Origin of the sequence: Herbiconiux sp. VKM Ac-2851 (genome assembly GCF_013205105.1) — a bacterium.
In the GTDB taxonomy this organism is placed as follows: Bacteria; Actinomycetota; Actinomycetes; order Actinomycetales; family Microbacteriaceae; genus Herbiconiux; species Herbiconiux flava.
Genome location: NZ_JABMLJ010000002.1, coordinates 59,304 through 74,031 on the forward strand (window position 1 = coordinate 59,304; position 14,728 = coordinate 74,031).

The following is a 14,728-nucleotide window of genomic DNA, read 5'->3' on the forward strand; positions in this document are numbered from 1 at the left end:
ACAAACATGTTCGTCACGACGCCGTTCGCTAGGATGAGGTCATGGCACCTTCAGCAGCGAGCCGGCGGGAGCGCCCGGCGAAGCCCGCCCTGTCGCGCGAGTGGATCGTCGCCGAGACGATCGGGATCATGCGCGACGTGGGGCTCGAGAAGGCGACGATGCGCCGGGTCGCCCAGGCGCTCGACACCGGCCCCGCCTCGCTCTACGTCTACGTCGCGAACACCGCCGAGCTGCACTCGGCCGTGCTCGACGAACTGCTCGGCACGCTGCTCGGCGCCTTGCCCGACGCCGCGCCGTCGGAGTCCTCCGCCGGGGAGTGGCAGAGCCGTCTCGAAGCGCTGCTCCGCGGCTACGCCGGCATCCTGTTCGAGCACCCGGGTCTCGCCCGCTCGGCGCTGCTGCTGCGCCCGACCGGCCCGAACGCCGTGCTCCTCTACGACCGGATGCTCGGCCTGCTCCTCGAGGGCGACGTCGCCGTCGACCGGGCCGCCTGGGGCGTCGACCTGCTGCTGCAGTACGTCACGGGCATCGCCGCCGAGCACAGCACCCCCCAGGCCGACGGCACTCCCACCGACTCCGCGGCGGGGATGAGCGAGCTCGCGAAGGCCCTGCACGGGGCCGACCCGGAGGCCGCGCCGCATCTGGCCGCCCATGTCGACGCCGTGCTGTCGGGCGAACCGGAGCAGCGGCTGACCTGGGCCCTCCGTGCCCTGATCGCCGGCATCGCGGCCACGCCGACGCCCGTCACCGGAGAGGCGTGACCTGAGCGGCCGCGGAGCCTGAGCCGATCATCCGGCCCCCCAGCGGAGATGCCGCCCGCCGGGCTCAGCCTGCGGCCCGGCTCAGCCAACCGCCCGGCTCAGCCCGCCGTCACCGTCTCGACGACCGCCGCCGCGAACTGCGGCAGCAGCGCCTCCTGCCCCGGCGTGACGCGCAGCGAGAACCACGCGTTGTCGAGCAGCACCGCCACCTGGTCGCCCGACGAGGAGACGAAGGCCTCGAACGGGTAGCCGGTGGCCGGCGCCCAGGTGCCGCCGCCCACCGGCGTCGACTCGGGGAAGTAGCCGGCGCCGCCCGGCAGCACCGCGGCCCACACGGTCGGGGCCGTCTCGCCCGACCAGCCGCAGCCGAAGCCGCCCACCTGCCGGTTGCTGCGGAAGCTCGCCAGCGCGTACTCGCCCTCATAGCTGCGATAGACGTTCACCGTCGTATCGCCGACGATGCCCGCCAGCCGGTCGAGGGGGATCAGCTCGTCGCAGCTCGACGCGCCCGCGAGGTCGGCGCCCGCGGGGTGCCAGAGCGGGCCCGGCTCCCCACCGGCGACCACCGCGGCGGACGCCCCCGCGAACGCGCTGCGGGCGGCCGCGACCAGCTCGGGTGTGATCGCGCCCGACGCGGGCGACACCGAGAGGCGCACGCCGTAGCCGGCGACATGGTCGACCAGACCGCAGATCGGGAAGGTGCCGCCGACCGTGCAGAACTCCTTCGACTCGGGGCCGCCGCCCGGGATGGCCGGGCTGCCGCCGAAGGTCTCGCCGTTCGCCGTCCACTCGTAGTCCTCGACGGTGACGTCGGGAACGATGGTCAGGTACGCCCCGGCGCGGTAGCTGCCCGCCGGCACGTCGGGGCCGCTGAAGCTGCACGTGAGCGCGCCCGCCCGGGCGTCGGCGAAGTCGAGCGGGTGGGTTCCGGCGAGGGCGACCGGGTCGAGCGCAGACCCGGCGAGCGCCTCGGCCGTGCCCTCCGGCAGCACCGCGTCGCACGCGACCGGCACCCGCACGGGCGCCTGCTGGTGCTCCGTGCCGCAGCCCGTGAGTGCCGCGACGCCGGCACCGAGGGCGTTCGGGCCACCGAGCAGGGTCACCCGGGTGACTCCCTGCTGCTGCAGCGCCGCGAGGGTCGACTCGGGCACGCAGTCGGGCCGCACCGCGTAGAGCGGCGCGCCGACGCTGCCCGCGACGGCCGAGCCGGCCAGCGCATCCGGGAAGTCGGTGCCCGTCACGAGGAACGCGCGCTCCGCGGTGGCGAAGCCGTCGAGATTCACGGCGGTCGAGGTCTCGAAGCGGTCGGCGCCACCGAGGCGGGTGGTGGGCGCGATGGTCTCGAGGTCCTCCTCGAGGGCCGGGGTGACGGATGCGGGCCCGCCCGCCACGACGAAGCCGTCGACACCGAGTCGCGTCACGAGATCGCGGGTCGGGGCATCCAGCTCTGACGCCAGGCCGTCGACCAGCAGCACCGGGGCGTCGTGGAAGCCGGCGGGGGCGCCGGCGGTGAGCGCGTCGGGGAAGTCGCGGCCGGTCGCGACGTAGGCCTCCGCGGCACCGTCACCGAAGGCGTAGTCGGCGACCGCGCGGGAGGTCGCGAAGCGGGTGTCCCCGGCGACGCGCTCGACCTCGGGTGCCAGCGGGGTGAGGGCCGAGATGACCGCGCGGCCGACCGCGGCGGGACCACCGACCACGACGATGCGGTCCGGGTGGAGCCGGGTGATCTCGTCGGCGACGGCCTGCGGGAGGGTGGCTCCCGCGGTGAGCAGCAGCGGGCCGCCCTGCACGGCCGCGGCGGGACCGGCGGAGAGCGCATCCGCGTACCCGGTGCCGGTGACGACGTAGACGACGGGGGCCGTGCCCGGGTAGGCCTGCTTCGAGATCGCGACGGCGGTGGCCGTGCGGTCGGCGCCGCCGAGCCGGTCGACCGTCGGGGCCGGGGCGTCGGCGACCGACGATCCGACGGCGGGCGCAGCGGGCGCGGCGGGCGCGGCCGCGGCGGCCCCCAGTGGTGCGGCGAGCGCCAGCGCGGCCGTCACGGCCAGCCCGCTCATGATGGTTGCTGTCCGCCTGAACGCGCGACCGGTCATCCTGTTCCCCCTCGATCCCCCGATGACGCCGATGACGCCGTCGGGATCAGTGTGGCCCAGGAGTGCGCCGCCCGCCAAGCGCACTCAGCTGAAGGGCGTCTCCAACCAGGCGGCCGCGTGCTCGTCCGAGCAGAACGAGCCGCCGTGCTCGACGACGTCGCCGCAGTGCTCGCACCGGGCCGTGCGGACGGATGCGGGTGCGGCGGACGAGGGTGCCGCGGTGGTGCTGGTGAGTCCGAGAGTGACCATCGGGGATGCGCCTCCAGAATCGATCGGGCGTCGGACGGGTTTTCCGACCAGGCGATTGTGCAGCACACCCGGCCGGGAACGCCAGCCGCTCAGATCGCAGCCGCTGTCAATCCCCCCGGGTCGCATGATCGGGTGTCGGCGATCCGGGTCGTGCGGTCCGGCGCGCGATCAGCCGCGCCACCAGGAGCTCCCCGTCGACGGGCCCGAACTCGGCGAGCGCCTCCCGGTGCAGGCGGGCGACGAGCTCCGCGATTCGGGCGTCGGTGCCGGCGTCGGCGGCGAGCCCGCGCACGATCTCGAGCTCCTCGACCACCCGGTCGAGGCCGAACACCGCCAGCGGTTCGTCGTCGACGATCGCCTGCCCGTAGCCCTCGAGCACGGCGCCGCCGGCCGCGCTCCGCGCCAGCAGCCCGACGAGCCGCGACCGGTCGAGGCCGCGGTCGCGCCCGATCTGCAGCGCCTCCGCCACCGCGGCGACCTGGCCGAACCAGAGGGTGTTCACCAGGAGTTTCGCCGTGCATCCGTCGCCCGGCCCCGCACCGGCGAGCTCGACCCGCCCACCCGCGACCGGATCGGCGAGCGCGTCGAGCAGCGGCCTCACCCGCCCGACGTCGTCGGCCGCACCGCCCACGAACAACGTCAGCCCGCCGCTCGCGGCCCCGGCGACGCCCCCGCCCATGGGCGCGCCCACCCAGCCGACCCGCCCTGATGGACCCACGTCGCCTGCCCGGCCTTCCGAGCCCGCCCGCCCCGGTCGGCCGATCGCCATCGCGCGGGCGGCGCGTTCGGCCACCCTCGGGTCGGTGCTGGTCAGGTCGAGCACCGTGGCCCCGGCCTCGAGCAGATTCAGGATGCTCGCGCCCTCCGCCCCCGCGACCAGCGCCTCGACCTCGGCCGACCCGGGCAGCACGAGCACCAGCACGTCGGCTCCGCGCACCGCCGCCTCGGCCGACGCGGCCACGGCCAGGCCGGCGGCCGAGGCCGCGGCCCGCCGCTCCGCCAGGGGGTCGAACCCGGTCACCGCACCCGGAGGCATCCGCGACGCCAGCCGCCCCGCCACCGGCAGCCCCATCCGCCCCAGCCCCAGCACCGCGATCCGCCCGCCGGCCGCCCTCTCGCTCACGGGGCCACTCTAGAGGCGCCGCGCAGCCCCCGCGCCAGCACCCCACCGCCCCCACACGGGGCCCCGCGCATCCGCTCTGCTTGAATGGACGCATGCCGAGCCCCGTCCCGCCCGCCGACCGACCGCGCTGGACCTCGGCGAAGTACTCCTACCTCGCGCTCGGCCTGAACGGCGGCTGCCTGATCGTGCTCTTCGCCAACCTGCTCACGCGCAACGAGTTCTGGCAGGTCGCGGTCGCGCTGGCGATCGGCCTGCTGCTGCTCGGCGGCCTGTCGGCGTTCCAGGCGCGGCGGCTGCGCCTCAAGGAGCGCCGCGAGCTTTAGCCGAGCGGATGCGCGAGCGACGCCGAGGCCGCGCAGGCCAACCACGCCGATCCCGAGCGGATGCGCGCCTACCGCCGCAGCGTGTCCTTCGGCCGCTCCCCGAACCGCACCGAGTACGACGCCGCGAAGCGCCCGAGGTTGCCGAAGCCCCAGTCGCGCCCGATCTCGGCCACGGTCGCCGAGCCGGGATCACGCTCGAGCAGCTCCCGCCGCACCCGGTCGAGCCGGATGTTCCTGAGGTACGTCGACGGCGACATGCCGAAGTGCCGGCGCGTGGCTTGCTGCAGGGTTCGGGTGTGGATGCCCGCCGCCTCGGCCGCGTCCGCCGGGGCGATCGCCTCGTGCGCGTGGTGGTGCAGGTAGTCGAGCGCGACCCGGGTGCGCCAGGCGGCGGGGGTGCGGATGCTCTCCGGAACGTCCCACGCCCGCCACGGGAACAGGCGCAGCAGCACGCGCGCGAGGTCGAGCTCGGCCGCGAGTCGCACGAGCGGGCCGGCGCCCACCCGGGCGATCGCCTGCGTGGCCTCGCCGACGGCGGAGCGCCACCGGTCGAGCACCGAGGGATCGGCGGGCGCGGCGTAGTCGAACGAGATCGGCTGCAGCGGGCCGTCGTGCTGCTCGGTCGCGACCTTCTCGAGGAACTCGGGCGCGAAGTGGATGAGGTTCTGCCGGTGCGGCTCGAACTCCAGGCTGAAGCGCCGCTCGGCGGGGAGCAGCAGCGGGTCGGAGGTGTCCGAGCCGCGCCGGGTGACGGGGCGCAGGTCGAGCGTGCCGCCGCCGCGCCGGAACCAGCCCACGACGTACTCCTGCAGGTGCAGGACGTCGCCGCTCAGGATGCCGTTGCACTCGGAGGTGCGCAGCGTCACCCGCTCGTCGCCGATGTAGGCGTAGCGGTAGGCGAAGTCGCCCGACGCCGCGCGCACGCGGAGACTGCCGCCGCCGTACGCGTCGGAGTAGGTGGTCGCCGCCTCACGCGGGTCGGCGCCCGCGCTCTCGAATCGGCGCAGGGCTCCACCGGGTTCGTGGCCTGCTGTGTAGCTGCTCGTCGTTCTCTCCCTCTCGCGCACCGCGCGGCCTCCGGGGCGGGTCTGCCCGGCAGCCGTCTGCAGGGTCGCAGACACACGGTCACAGATAAGACGGGGAGAACGAACGTTTCGTCACGCCCTTCCCCGAACATCCTGCAGCCCACCCCTTGACGCCGACGACCGGATGCGCGCCAATGGAGTGCAACGGAGGAGATCCCATGACCGGACGCATCGTGATCGACCTGTTCAGCACCCTCGACGGCGTCATGCAGGCGCCGGGAGGCCCGGAGGAGGACCCCTCGGGCGGCTTCGCGTTCGGGGGCTGGCAGGCTCCGCTGGTCGACGACACCGTCGGCGCCCAGGTGACGGCCGGCATCGACGAGCTGGATGCGCTGCTGCTCGGCCGCTGGACCTACGACCTCTTCGCGGCGTACTGGCCAGCGCAGCTCGATACCGGCTCCCCCATCGCCCGCACCTTCGACGAGGTGCCGAAGTACGTCGTCTCGCGCGGAGCCCCCGCGCTGCCCTGGCGCGGCTCCGAGCTGCTTGGCCCCGACCTCCCCACCGAGCTCGACCGCCTGCGCGCGCGACACCGCAGTGTGCACGTCATCGGCAGCCTCGAGCTCGCCCGCACCCTCGTGCGCGCCGGCCTGTTCGATGTGCTCAACCTCTGGCTGCACCCGGTGGCCCTCGGCCTCGGGAAGCGACTCTTCCCCGACGACGGAGCGCCGCTCGGCCTCACCCTGCTCGAGCCGCCCACGGCCTCCCCCTCGGGGGTCGTGCTCCTCCGCTACGCTCCGGGCCCGCCCGTCTCGACCGGCACGATGGAGCCCTGAGGAGTCACCGCGACGTCAGGCCGGCGGCACCGGCCTCCGCCGCCCCAGCAGCCCGATGCCGACGCCCGCGGCGAGCGCCGCCGCCCCGCACATCCCGAGCACCGTGAGAAGCGTCGCCGCCCAGCCCGCCCCGCCGTACACGACCCCCACGGCCCAGCCGAAGAACGCCGTGCCGCTCAGCCAGGCGAGCTGGTAGAGGGCCGTCGACTGGCCGCGGCCGAGCTGGGCCCAGCGGCCGCTCAGCCCGCTGGCGACCGGATGCGCGCTGAAGCAGCCGACCGTGAACACCACGAGCCCCACGATCACGACGGCGAGCGAGTCGCTGAACAGCAGCACCAGCCCGGCCACCATGATCGCGATGCCCCCGAGCATCACGCGCAGGTAGCCGATCCGCTGCCCGAGCCCGCCCGAGACCCGGCTCGCCACCGTGCCCGAGAGATAGGCGACGAAGAGCAGGCTGACCAGTGTCTCCGGCACGAGGAAAGGCGCCCCCGTCAGGTGGAAGCCGAGGTAGTTGTAGACCACCGAGAACGCCCCCATCAGCAGGAACCCCACCGCGTAGAGCGCGAGCATCACCGGGTCCTTCAGCTGGAACAGGATGCGCGTGCGCACCGGCACGGCGACCCCCCGCACCCGCACGAACCCCCGCGCCGCCGGCACCAGCACGAAGAAGGTCGCCGCGGCGACCGCGCCGAGCACCGACACGGCCAGCAGCCCGGACCGCCAGCCGACGACCTCCGACAGCGGCCCGGCCACCAGCCGGCCGGCGATGCCGCCGATCGTGTTCCCGGCGACATACGTGCCGGCGGCCACTCCGACCCACGAACCGTGCAGTTCCTCGGCGAGGTAGGCCACCGCGATCGCCGGCACCGCCCCGAGCGCGAGGCCGACGAGCCCGCGCATCACGAGCACCGACTCGAAGCCCGGCATCAGGGGCACCAGCAGCGAGAGCACCGTGGCCGAGACCAGCGAGATCTTCATCGCCGCAATACGCCCGATGCGGTCGGCGACGGATGCCCAGGGCAGCACCGAGATCGCCAGGCCGATGGTGGTCGCCGAGACCGTCAGCGCGGCACCCGCCGCCGGCACGCCCAGCTCACGGCCGAGGGCGGGCAGCACCGCCTGCGCGTCGAAGATCTGGGCGAAGGTGGCGAACCCGGCGGCGAAGAGGGCCACGACGATGCGGGCGTAGGCCCGCTCTCCCCGTTCGAACCCGCGCCAGGCGGGCGGCTCGGCGGGCGGGTTCACCCCCCGAGCCTCCCACGCCCGGCGACGCCGGATCGAATCACATGTTGATCATGTGGCCGGTGAGGCCGTGGAAGCCCTCCTGCAGCGCCTCGCTCAGCGTGGGGTGCGTGTGCACGTTGCGAGCCAGCTCGGTGGCCGTGAGATCCCACTTCTGCGCCAGCGTCAGCTCGGGCAGCAGCTCGGAGACGTCGGGGCCGATGAGGTGGGCTCCGAGGAGCTCGCCGTACTGGGCATCCGCGATCAGCTTGACGAAGCCGGTGGGCTCGCCGAGGCCGTGGGCCTTGCCGTTCGCGGTGAACGGGAACTTCGACACCAGCAGCTCGTGGCCCTCGTCGCGGGCCTGCTGCTCGGTGAGGCCGAACGAGGCGACCTGCGGCTGGCAGAAGGTGGCGCGGGGCATCATGCGGTAGTCGCCGAGCGACTGGGTCTCGGCGCCGGCGATGGTCTCGGCCGCCACCACTCCCTGGGCCTCGGCCACGTGGGCGAGCTGCAGCTTCGCGGTGACGTCGCCGATGGCGTAGATGTTCTCGACGTTCGTGCGCATGAAGTCGTCGATCGCGATGGCGCCGCGCTCGGTCAGCTGCACGCCGGTCTTGTCGAGGCCGAAGCCGTCGACGCGGGGCGCGAAGCCGATCGACATCAGCACCTTGTCGGCGACGAGCGTGCCCTGGGAGCCGTCCTTCGCCGTGTAGGTGACGGTCACCTGCGAGCCGTCGTCGACGACCGTCTCGACCTTGGTGGAGGTCAGGATGTTCACGCCGAGCTTCTTGTACTGCTTGGCGATCTCCTTCGAGACGTCCGCGTCCTCGTTGGGGAGCGCGCGGTCGAGGAACTCGACGATGGTGACGTCGACGCCGTAGTTCTTCAGCACGTAGGCGAACTCCATGCCGATGGCACCGGCGCCCACGATCACCATCGAGCCGGGCAGCTCGCGGGTGAGGATCTGCGTCTCGTACGTCACGACGTTGTCGCTCAGCTCGACGCCGGGGAGCAGCCGCACCGTGCTGCCGGTCGCGATGATGGCGTCGTCGAAGGTGACGGTCTCGGTGCCGCCCGCGCCGAGGATGACCTCGATCGTGTGCGCATCCTGGAACGAGCCGCGGCCGTCGATCTCGGTGATGCCGTTCTTCTTCATCAGGAAGTGCACGCCCTTGACGCGACCGTCGGCCACCGAGCGGCTGCGGTCGAAGGCGACGCCGAAGTCGAAGTCGACCTGACCGGACATGCCGAACTGCTCGGCCTGGTGGTGGAAGATGTGCGCCAGCTCGGCGTTGCGGAGCAGCGCCTTCGAGGGGATGCAGCCGACGTTGAGGCAGACCCCGCCCCAGTACTGCGACTCGATCACGGCCACCTTCTTGCCCAGCTGAGCGGCACGGATGGCGGCGACGTAGCCACCGGGGCCGGCTCCGAGGACGACGACGTCGTAGTGCGAGGACATGGATCTCCTTCGGGGAAGAACAGTGGGGATGAGGCTTCTCGGCCTGCTATCGACACTAGTCGCCCCTGGCGAACTCGCCGGATGGGGGGAGTATGGAGAGATGCAGAAGCTCTTCTACGCGGGTGGATTCATTCTGCTGAGTGATGCCATCTGCGACGCGGTCGTCGAATACGCCCAAGCCCTGGCCGACGTGGGCAAGTCCGATCTGGTCGTCGTGCCGGCCCTGTCCGACGAGGGGCTGCGCGGCACCGTGCGGCTGCTGATCGGTCCGGCCAGCCAGCTCTTCGCGGCTCCGGCGCTGGATCGTGACGTCGATCTCGACGATCCCGACGCCGTCGCGTCGATGCAGGAGAAGACGGCCAGGCTGCGGCCGGCCCGCGCTCAGCCCGATCCCGAGGCCTCGAAGCCGGGCTTCGGCGACGAGTACTGACCCCGCGAGTTCACCCCGGGTCTCTTCCGACAGCTGTCGATGACGGCTAGCGTTCCCCCATGAGATTCCGGATGCTCTGGTCGCTGTCGCTCGTCGCCGCCCTCCTCACGGCGGCCGCCGCGCCCGCTGCCGCCACTGAGGGGTCGCCGTCCCCGTCCCCCACGCCGACCGTCGCGGCCGAGACGGCGACGCCGACGCCGAGTGCGGCCGCCGAGACGCCGGCTCCGTCACCGGATCCCGCCCCGTCGCCCGATCCGGCGCCGTCGCCCGAGTTCGAGGCCTACCTCGCGGCCGGCAGCGTGGCGAGCTTCCGCAACGACGACATCATCACCGACAAGAAGATGTACGACGGCGGCGCGATGAGCGCCGAGCAGGTGCAGGACTTCCTGGTGAAGAACACCCCGGTGTGCGCGAGCGCCAACTGCATCGACATCCGCTCCTTCTCGGCCTCGCCCGCGCAGCCCGCGAACAACGACTGCACCGCCGTCCCCGCCGGCTACACGAAGGCCTCGGCCATGATCGCGGCCTCGGGCAAGGCCTGCGGGGTGAGCCAGAAGGCACTGCTCGCGCTGATCCAGAAGGAGTCCTCGGTCGTGCTGAGCAACGACCCGAGCAACGCCTCCTACGACCAGGCCACGGGCTACGGATGCCCCGACACCTCGAGCTGCGACCCCGCCTACAAGGGCTTCTTTCTGCAGGTCTACAACGCGGCCCGCCAGCTGAAGGACTACCGCACCGACCCGCGCTTCCCCGTGGGCACCCCGACGTCCATCGACTACTCGCCGAACTCCGGCTGCGGCGCGGCCACGATCACCCTCCGCACGGTGGCGACCGCGGCCCTCTACTCGTACACCCCCTACCAGCCCAACGACGCGGCGAAGATGCCACGCACCGATGGAGACAAGTGCTCGAGCATCGGCAACCTCAACTTCTGGTTCGTCTACACGGACTGGTTCGGCTTCCCGCACATCGACGTCGACCGCATCCAGGGGGACGACCGCTTCGAGGGTGCCGTCGCGATCTCGAAGCAGGCCTTCCCGAAGGGCGCCCCGACCGTCTACCTCGCCACCGGCACCGGCTACGCCGACGCCCTCTCGGCGGGACCTGCCGCGGTGGCGGCACACGGCCCCCTGCTCCTGACGACCCCGGATGCGCTGCCCGACGAGGTGCGCGCCGAGATCGTGCGGCCAAAGCCCTCCAAGGTCGTCATCGTCGGCGGCACGAATGCGGTGTCCGACGCCGTGAAGCAGCAGGTGTCTAAGCTGACAGGATCCGTGAAGCGCATCGACGGGGCCGACCGGTTCGCCGTGTCGCGGGGCCTCGCCGCCTATGCCTTCCCGGGAGGAGCATCCGGAGCCTATGTCGCCACCGGCCTGAACTTCCCCGACGCCCTGAGCGCGAGCGGCGCCGGCGGGGCCCTCGGGCGGCCGGTGATCCTCGTGAACGGCGGCGCCTCGTCGATCGACTCCGACACCGCCACGACGCTGAAGAGCCTGAAGGTCTCGACGGTCGCCATCGCGGGAGGGCCGAACACCGTCTCGGCGGGCGTCGCCTCCTCGCTCGACGCACTGCCGGGCGTCTCGGTGAAGCGGCTCGCGGGCGACGACCGCTACGAGACGGCCCTCGCCGTGAACGACGACGCCTACGGCACGAGCGACCGGGTCTTCCTGGCCACGGGGGTGAACTTCCCCGACGCCCTGGCCGGCTCCGCCTATGCCGGAGCCCTCGGCGCGCCCCTGCTGGTCGTGCCGCAGAACTGCGTGCCCGCCGATGTGAAGGCGAGCTTCCGCTCCTTCGACAACACGAAGGTCACCCTGCTCGGCGGACCGGTCTCGCTCGGGGCCGGGGTGGCGTCGCTCAGCACCTGCTGAGAAGGTCACCGGGACGACAGCGGCGATCGTCCCGGCGACACTCCGAGCGGCTCGACCGCCCTTGACGGCCGGGTACCCGGAGGATCGGAGGGGTGACGACCCAGACCGCCGCCCGTACGCCCCGGGCCGCCCGCCGGAGCGGCGCCGACCGCATCCCCGCCGTGGACATCGCCCGCGGCATCGCCGTGCTGACGATGTTCGTCGCACACGTGCAGCCCACGGTGCCGACCGGCGCCCTCGACGTGATCGCCGTGGCGGGCGGCGGGGAGCGCCCGCGCACGCTGTTCGCCGTGGTCGGGGGGATCGCGCTCGGGCTGTTCGTCGCGAGCGCCGAGCGCCGCGGGCTCTCCGACCGGGAGATCCGCCGCGAGATCGCGGTGCGCGGGGTCGTCCTGATCGCCCTCGGCCTCGTGCTGCAGACCATGGCCTCCGGGGTGGCGGTGGTGCTCGACACCTGGGGCGTGCTGTTCCTGATCGCGCTGCCCTTCCTGCGGGTGCGCACCCCGCTGCTGCTGGCCGGTGCTGCGGCGGCCGTCGTCGCCGGCTCGGCCCTCGCCGCCGCCCTGCCGATCGCCGCCCGCGACGAGCTCGCCCGGAACCTGGTGCTGAATCAACTGTTCGAGTGGGCGGCGATCGGGCAGTACCCGCTGCTGCTCTGGTTCGGCTTCCTCACCCTCGGGTTCGCGATCTCCCGGTTCCCGCTCCGCCGCCGGAGGACGCAGCTCCTGCTGCTCGGCGCCGGGGCCGTGCTCGCCCTCGCGACCCTCGCCACCCGAGGCACCGGGGGCCCGGGGGAACGCCCGTTCCCCACCGAACTGCTCGTGCACCTCGCCGCGATCGGGGCCGCCGTGGCCCTGATCGCAGCGCTGCTGGTCGTCACCGACCCGGCGCGCGGGTGGCGCCGGGTGACCGGGGAGGTGCTGTGGCCGGTGCAGGCCGTCGGCGCCATGCCCCTCACCGTCTACACCGTGCACGTCGTGGCGCTCGCGGTGTGGCGGAGCTCCGGCGGAGCGCTCGCCGACACCTGGCTGCCGTTCGCGGTGCTCACTGCGGCCAGCCTCGTCGGTGCGAGCCTCTGGGCGGCGACCCTCGGGCAGGGCCCGCTCGAGCGCGTGCTCGCCGCCCTCTCCCGCGCGCGCTGAAAAACGATTCAATTTGCCTCTTGACGAGCGCTGCGGCCGCGTGCAATTCTTCCCTAGAACGTTTTATCTAGAACGTTTTAGGTTCTCAACGACGAGGTTCCCGATGGCTGATAACGCATCCGTCCCGCAGGCCGCCGCATCCGACGTGGCCCTGCAGGCGACGAGCATCTCCCGGCGCTACGGGGCTGTCGTAGCCCTGGCCGACGCGTCCATGACACTGCGGCGCGGCGAGGTCATGGGCCTCGTCGGCGACAACGGTGCCGGCAAGTCCACGTTCCTGAAGATCCTGTCCGGCGCGGTCGTGCCCGACACGGGCTCGATCGAGATCGGCGGGGTGGAGCAGAGCTTCCGCCGCCCGTCCGACGCGCTCGAGGCCGGCATCGAGACGGTCTACCAGGACCTGGCGCTCGTCGACACGATGTCGGCCGTGCAGAACGTCTACCTCGGCCGCGAGGAGCTGTCGAAGAACCCGTTCCTGCGCCTGCTCAACGTCGTCAACGACGGGGGGATGCGCAAGCGCTCCCGGGAGGTGCTGGCCGAGCTCGGCGTCGGCATCCAGTCGGTCAACGTCTCGGTCAAGGGCATGTCGGGCGGTCAGCGCCAGTGCCTCGCCATCGCCCGGGCGCTGCTCTGGGGCCGGCAGATCGTCATCCTCGACGAGCCGACCGCCGCGCTCGGCGTGCGGGAGTCGGCACAGGTGCTCGAGCTGATCGGCCGGCTGCGCGACCACGGCGTCAGCGTCATCCTCGTCAGCCACAACATGCAGCAGCTCGCGCAGGTGGCCGACCGGGTCACCGTGATGCGACTCGGCCGCACCATCGCCACCCGCACCGTCGCCGATATCACGCCCGCGACCATCGTCGGCCTGATCACCGGCGCCATCCCGGCCGACATCGCCACCCCCGAGGACTCGGCGACCGTCGTCGCCTGACCCGGCACCGGCCCCACCACGGCCGGCCCCGCCGGCCCACCGCCGGCCACCGCGGCCGCACAGACCACCACCACAGCACCACCCACCCGCACCACCAACCCACCCCTTCACCGAGGAGCAACTGCAATGACGCACTCCACCACCCGCGGGCGCCTCGCCCGCCTCGGCCTGATCGGCCTCGCTGCCGGTCTCGCCCTCACCGGCTGCAGCACGGTCGGCACCACCGCCGGAGGCGACTCCACCGGGGCCGCCGACGACGGCACCTTCACCGTCGGCTTCGCCACCGGTGGCCAGCCCGACGCCGACTGGCAGCAGCTCCAGGGCGACGTCGCCCAGGGCCTCGCCGAGCAGCGCGGCTGGGACTTCGTCGAGCTGAGCAACGACAACAGCGAGGCCACCGCCACCAAGAACGCCGACATCTTCATCCAGAAGGGCGTCGACGTCGTGATGATGTTCAACGGGCAGCCCTCGGCGAACCCGGTCATCGCCAAGAAGTACGAGGCAGCGGGCATCCCGGTCGTCACCTTCGACATCGCCCAGCCCGGCTGGTACTTCGTCGGCGTCGACAACGCCGCCGCGGGCACCGAGGGCGGCACCAGCCTCGGCGAGCTCGCCAAGGAGAAGTGGGACTGCAAGGTCGACCTGGTCATCTCGGCCGAGGGCACCGCCGCCGGCCAGATCAACACCTGGCGCACCGGCAACGCCCGCGACGCGGTGAAGAAGACCTGCCCCGACATCCCCGAGGGCAACTACGTCTCGTACGAGGCCGACGGCAACCTGACCACCTCGCTCGCGAACGCCCCCGGCGTCTTCGCGGCACACCCCGACGCGAAGAACATCCTCGTCGTGGGCCTGAACGACCAGGCCGTGGTCGGCGCCCTCCAGGCCGCCACGCAGCTCGGCCGTGACGGCTCGATCATGGGCTGGGGCCAGGACGGCGGGCTCATCACGGGCGACAACGTCGACCCGAACCTCGTCGGCAGCGTCATGTACTTCCTCGAGGGCTACCCCGCCTCGGCCTTCGAGATCGCCGACGAGATCGAGGCCGGCAACGCGCCCGCGGTGAAGGACACCGGGGACGACGCCGCCGTGAGCGTGCAGCCCTGCCCCGTCACCGCCGAGGAGGCCGCGTCGATCCCCGCGATCGAGGACCGCGTCAGCCAGCTCGCCGATGCCCCGAAGGGCAGCACCGAGTACGACCTGTTCTGCAAGGCGTAAGCGGAGCGACCAGCACACCACCGGATCGAATCGACACGGG

At 72.8% G+C, this 14,728-nt stretch carries 14 protein-coding genes; 8 read left to right on the top strand and 6 right to left on the bottom strand.

All coding sequences use genetic code 11. The features are described from left to right. The first annotated feature begins 41 nt into the window (after window positions 1–41). Window positions 42–761, top strand: coding sequence for a TetR/AcrR family transcriptional regulator (locus HQQ85_RS06960; RefSeq protein WP_173181821.1), 720 nt, complete (start codon window positions 42–44; stop codon window positions 759–761). A 98-nt stretch (window positions 762–859) separates the two neighbouring features. Here the strand turns inward: HQQ85_RS06960 and HQQ85_RS06965 are convergent, their stop codons facing one another. The 3 genes from HQQ85_RS06965 to HQQ85_RS06975 all read right to left on the bottom strand — a co-directional run bounded on the left by HQQ85_RS06965 (window position 860) and on the right by HQQ85_RS06975 (window position 4,226). Next, window positions 860–2,818 (bottom strand): cell wall-binding repeat-containing protein, encoded by a 1,959-nt coding sequence (locus tag HQQ85_RS06965; protein WP_173181822.1) that lies wholly within the window; start codon window positions 2,816–2,818, stop codon window positions 860–862. 120 nt (window positions 2,819–2,938) lie between these two features. Further along, window positions 2,939–3,103 (bottom strand): hypothetical protein, encoded by a 165-nt coding sequence (locus tag HQQ85_RS06970; RefSeq protein WP_173181823.1) that lies wholly within the window; start codon window positions 3,101–3,103, stop codon window positions 2,939–2,941. A gap of 106 nt (window positions 3,104–3,209) precedes the next feature. Then, window positions 3,210–4,226, bottom strand: a complete 1,017-nt coding sequence (locus HQQ85_RS06975; protein WP_173181824.1) for an NAD(P)-binding domain-containing protein — start codon at window positions 4,224–4,226, stop codon at window positions 3,210–3,212. A 92-nt stretch (window positions 4,227–4,318) separates the two neighbouring features. Between HQQ85_RS06975 and HQQ85_RS06980 the strand changes: the two genes are divergently transcribed. After that, window positions 4,319–4,549 (top strand): hypothetical protein, encoded by a 231-nt coding sequence (locus HQQ85_RS06980; protein WP_173181825.1) that lies wholly within the window; start codon window positions 4,319–4,321, stop codon window positions 4,547–4,549. Window positions 4,550–4,617: 68 nt separating this feature from the next. Here the strand turns inward: HQQ85_RS06980 and HQQ85_RS21600 are convergent, their stop codons facing one another. Next, window positions 4,618–5,670, bottom strand: coding sequence for a helix-turn-helix domain-containing protein (locus HQQ85_RS21600; protein WP_173181826.1), 1,053 nt, complete (start codon window positions 5,668–5,670; stop codon window positions 4,618–4,620). 122 nt (window positions 5,671–5,792) lie between these two features. Between HQQ85_RS21600 and HQQ85_RS06990 the strand changes: the two genes are divergently transcribed. Beyond that, complete coding sequence (locus tag HQQ85_RS06990; protein WP_173181827.1) at window positions 5,793–6,410, top strand: dihydrofolate reductase family protein; 618 nt, start codon at window positions 5,793–5,795, stop codon at window positions 6,408–6,410. Between the two features lie 15 nt (window positions 6,411–6,425). On the opposite strand, the gene HQQ85_RS06995 is transcribed toward HQQ85_RS06990, so the two are convergent. Both HQQ85_RS06995 and lpdA read right to left on the bottom strand, forming a co-directional pair. Then, a complete protein-coding gene (locus tag HQQ85_RS06995) occupies window positions 6,426–7,658 on the bottom strand; it encodes an MFS transporter (RefSeq protein WP_173181828.1) in 1,233 nt (410 codons plus the stop codon). Between the two features lie 37 nt (window positions 7,659–7,695). Continuing rightward, a complete protein-coding gene (lpdA, locus tag HQQ85_RS07000; RefSeq protein ID WP_173181829.1) occupies window positions 7,696–9,096 on the bottom strand; it encodes a dihydrolipoyl dehydrogenase in 1,401 nt (466 codons plus the stop codon). Between the two features lie 100 nt (window positions 9,097–9,196). On the opposite strand from lpdA, the gene HQQ85_RS07005 reads away from it, so the two are divergent. The 5 genes from HQQ85_RS07005 (at window position 9,197) to HQQ85_RS07025 (ending at window position 14,688) form a co-directional block, all read left to right on the top strand. Then, entirely contained in the window at window positions 9,197–9,526 is a 330-nt protein-coding gene (locus tag HQQ85_RS07005) for a hypothetical protein (protein ID WP_173181830.1), read from the top strand. Window positions 9,527–9,585: 59 nt separating this feature from the next. Continuing rightward, on the top strand, window positions 9,586–11,397 hold the full coding sequence (locus tag HQQ85_RS07010) for a cell wall-binding repeat-containing protein (protein ID WP_173181831.1): 1,812 nt from the start codon (window positions 9,586–9,588) through the stop codon (window positions 11,395–11,397). 92 nt (window positions 11,398–11,489) lie between these two features. Next, window positions 11,490–12,539, top strand: a complete 1,050-nt coding sequence (locus HQQ85_RS07015) for an acyltransferase family protein (protein WP_173181832.1) — start codon at window positions 11,490–11,492, stop codon at window positions 12,537–12,539. 103 nt (window positions 12,540–12,642) lie between these two features. Further along, complete coding sequence (locus HQQ85_RS07020) at window positions 12,643–13,470, top strand: ATP-binding cassette domain-containing protein (RefSeq protein ID WP_173181833.1); 828 nt, start codon at window positions 12,643–12,645, stop codon at window positions 13,468–13,470. A 126-nt stretch (window positions 13,471–13,596) separates the two neighbouring features. Further along, a complete protein-coding gene (locus tag HQQ85_RS07025) occupies window positions 13,597–14,688 on the top strand; it encodes a substrate-binding domain-containing protein (RefSeq protein ID WP_173181834.1) in 1,092 nt (363 codons plus the stop codon). The last annotated feature ends 40 nt before the right edge of the window (window positions 14,689–14,728 follow it).

Coding starts and splice junctions, on each gene's coding strand:
- lpdA (WP_173181829.1), bottom strand. CDS start 9,096: ATGTCCTCGCACTACGACGTCGTCGTCCTCGGAGCCGGCCCCGGTGGC.
- HQQ85_RS07025 (WP_173181834.1), top strand. CDS start 13,597: ATGACGCACTCCACCACCCGCGGGCGCCTCGCCCGCCTCGGCCTGATC.
- HQQ85_RS06980 (WP_173181825.1), top strand. CDS start 4,319: ATGCCGAGCCCCGTCCCGCCCGCCGACCGACCGCGCTGGACCTCGGCG.
- HQQ85_RS06990 (WP_173181827.1), top strand. CDS start 5,793: ATGACCGGACGCATCGTGATCGACCTGTTCAGCACCCTCGACGGCGTC.
- HQQ85_RS06965 (WP_173181822.1), bottom strand. CDS start 2,818: ATGAGCGGGCTGGCCGTGACGGCCGCGCTGGCGCTCGCCGCACCACTG.
- HQQ85_RS07010 (WP_173181831.1), top strand. CDS start 9,586: ATGAGATTCCGGATGCTCTGGTCGCTGTCGCTCGTCGCCGCCCTCCTC.
- HQQ85_RS06970 (WP_173181823.1), bottom strand. CDS start 3,103: ATGGTCACTCTCGGACTCACCAGCACCACCGCGGCACCCTCGTCCGCC.
- HQQ85_RS07020 (WP_173181833.1), top strand. CDS start 12,643: ATGGCTGATAACGCATCCGTCCCGCAGGCCGCCGCATCCGACGTGGCC.
- HQQ85_RS07005 (WP_173181830.1), top strand. CDS start 9,197: ATGCAGAAGCTCTTCTACGCGGGTGGATTCATTCTGCTGAGTGATGCC.
- HQQ85_RS06960 (WP_173181821.1), top strand. CDS start 42: ATGGCACCTTCAGCAGCGAGCCGGCGGGAGCGCCCGGCGAAGCCCGCC.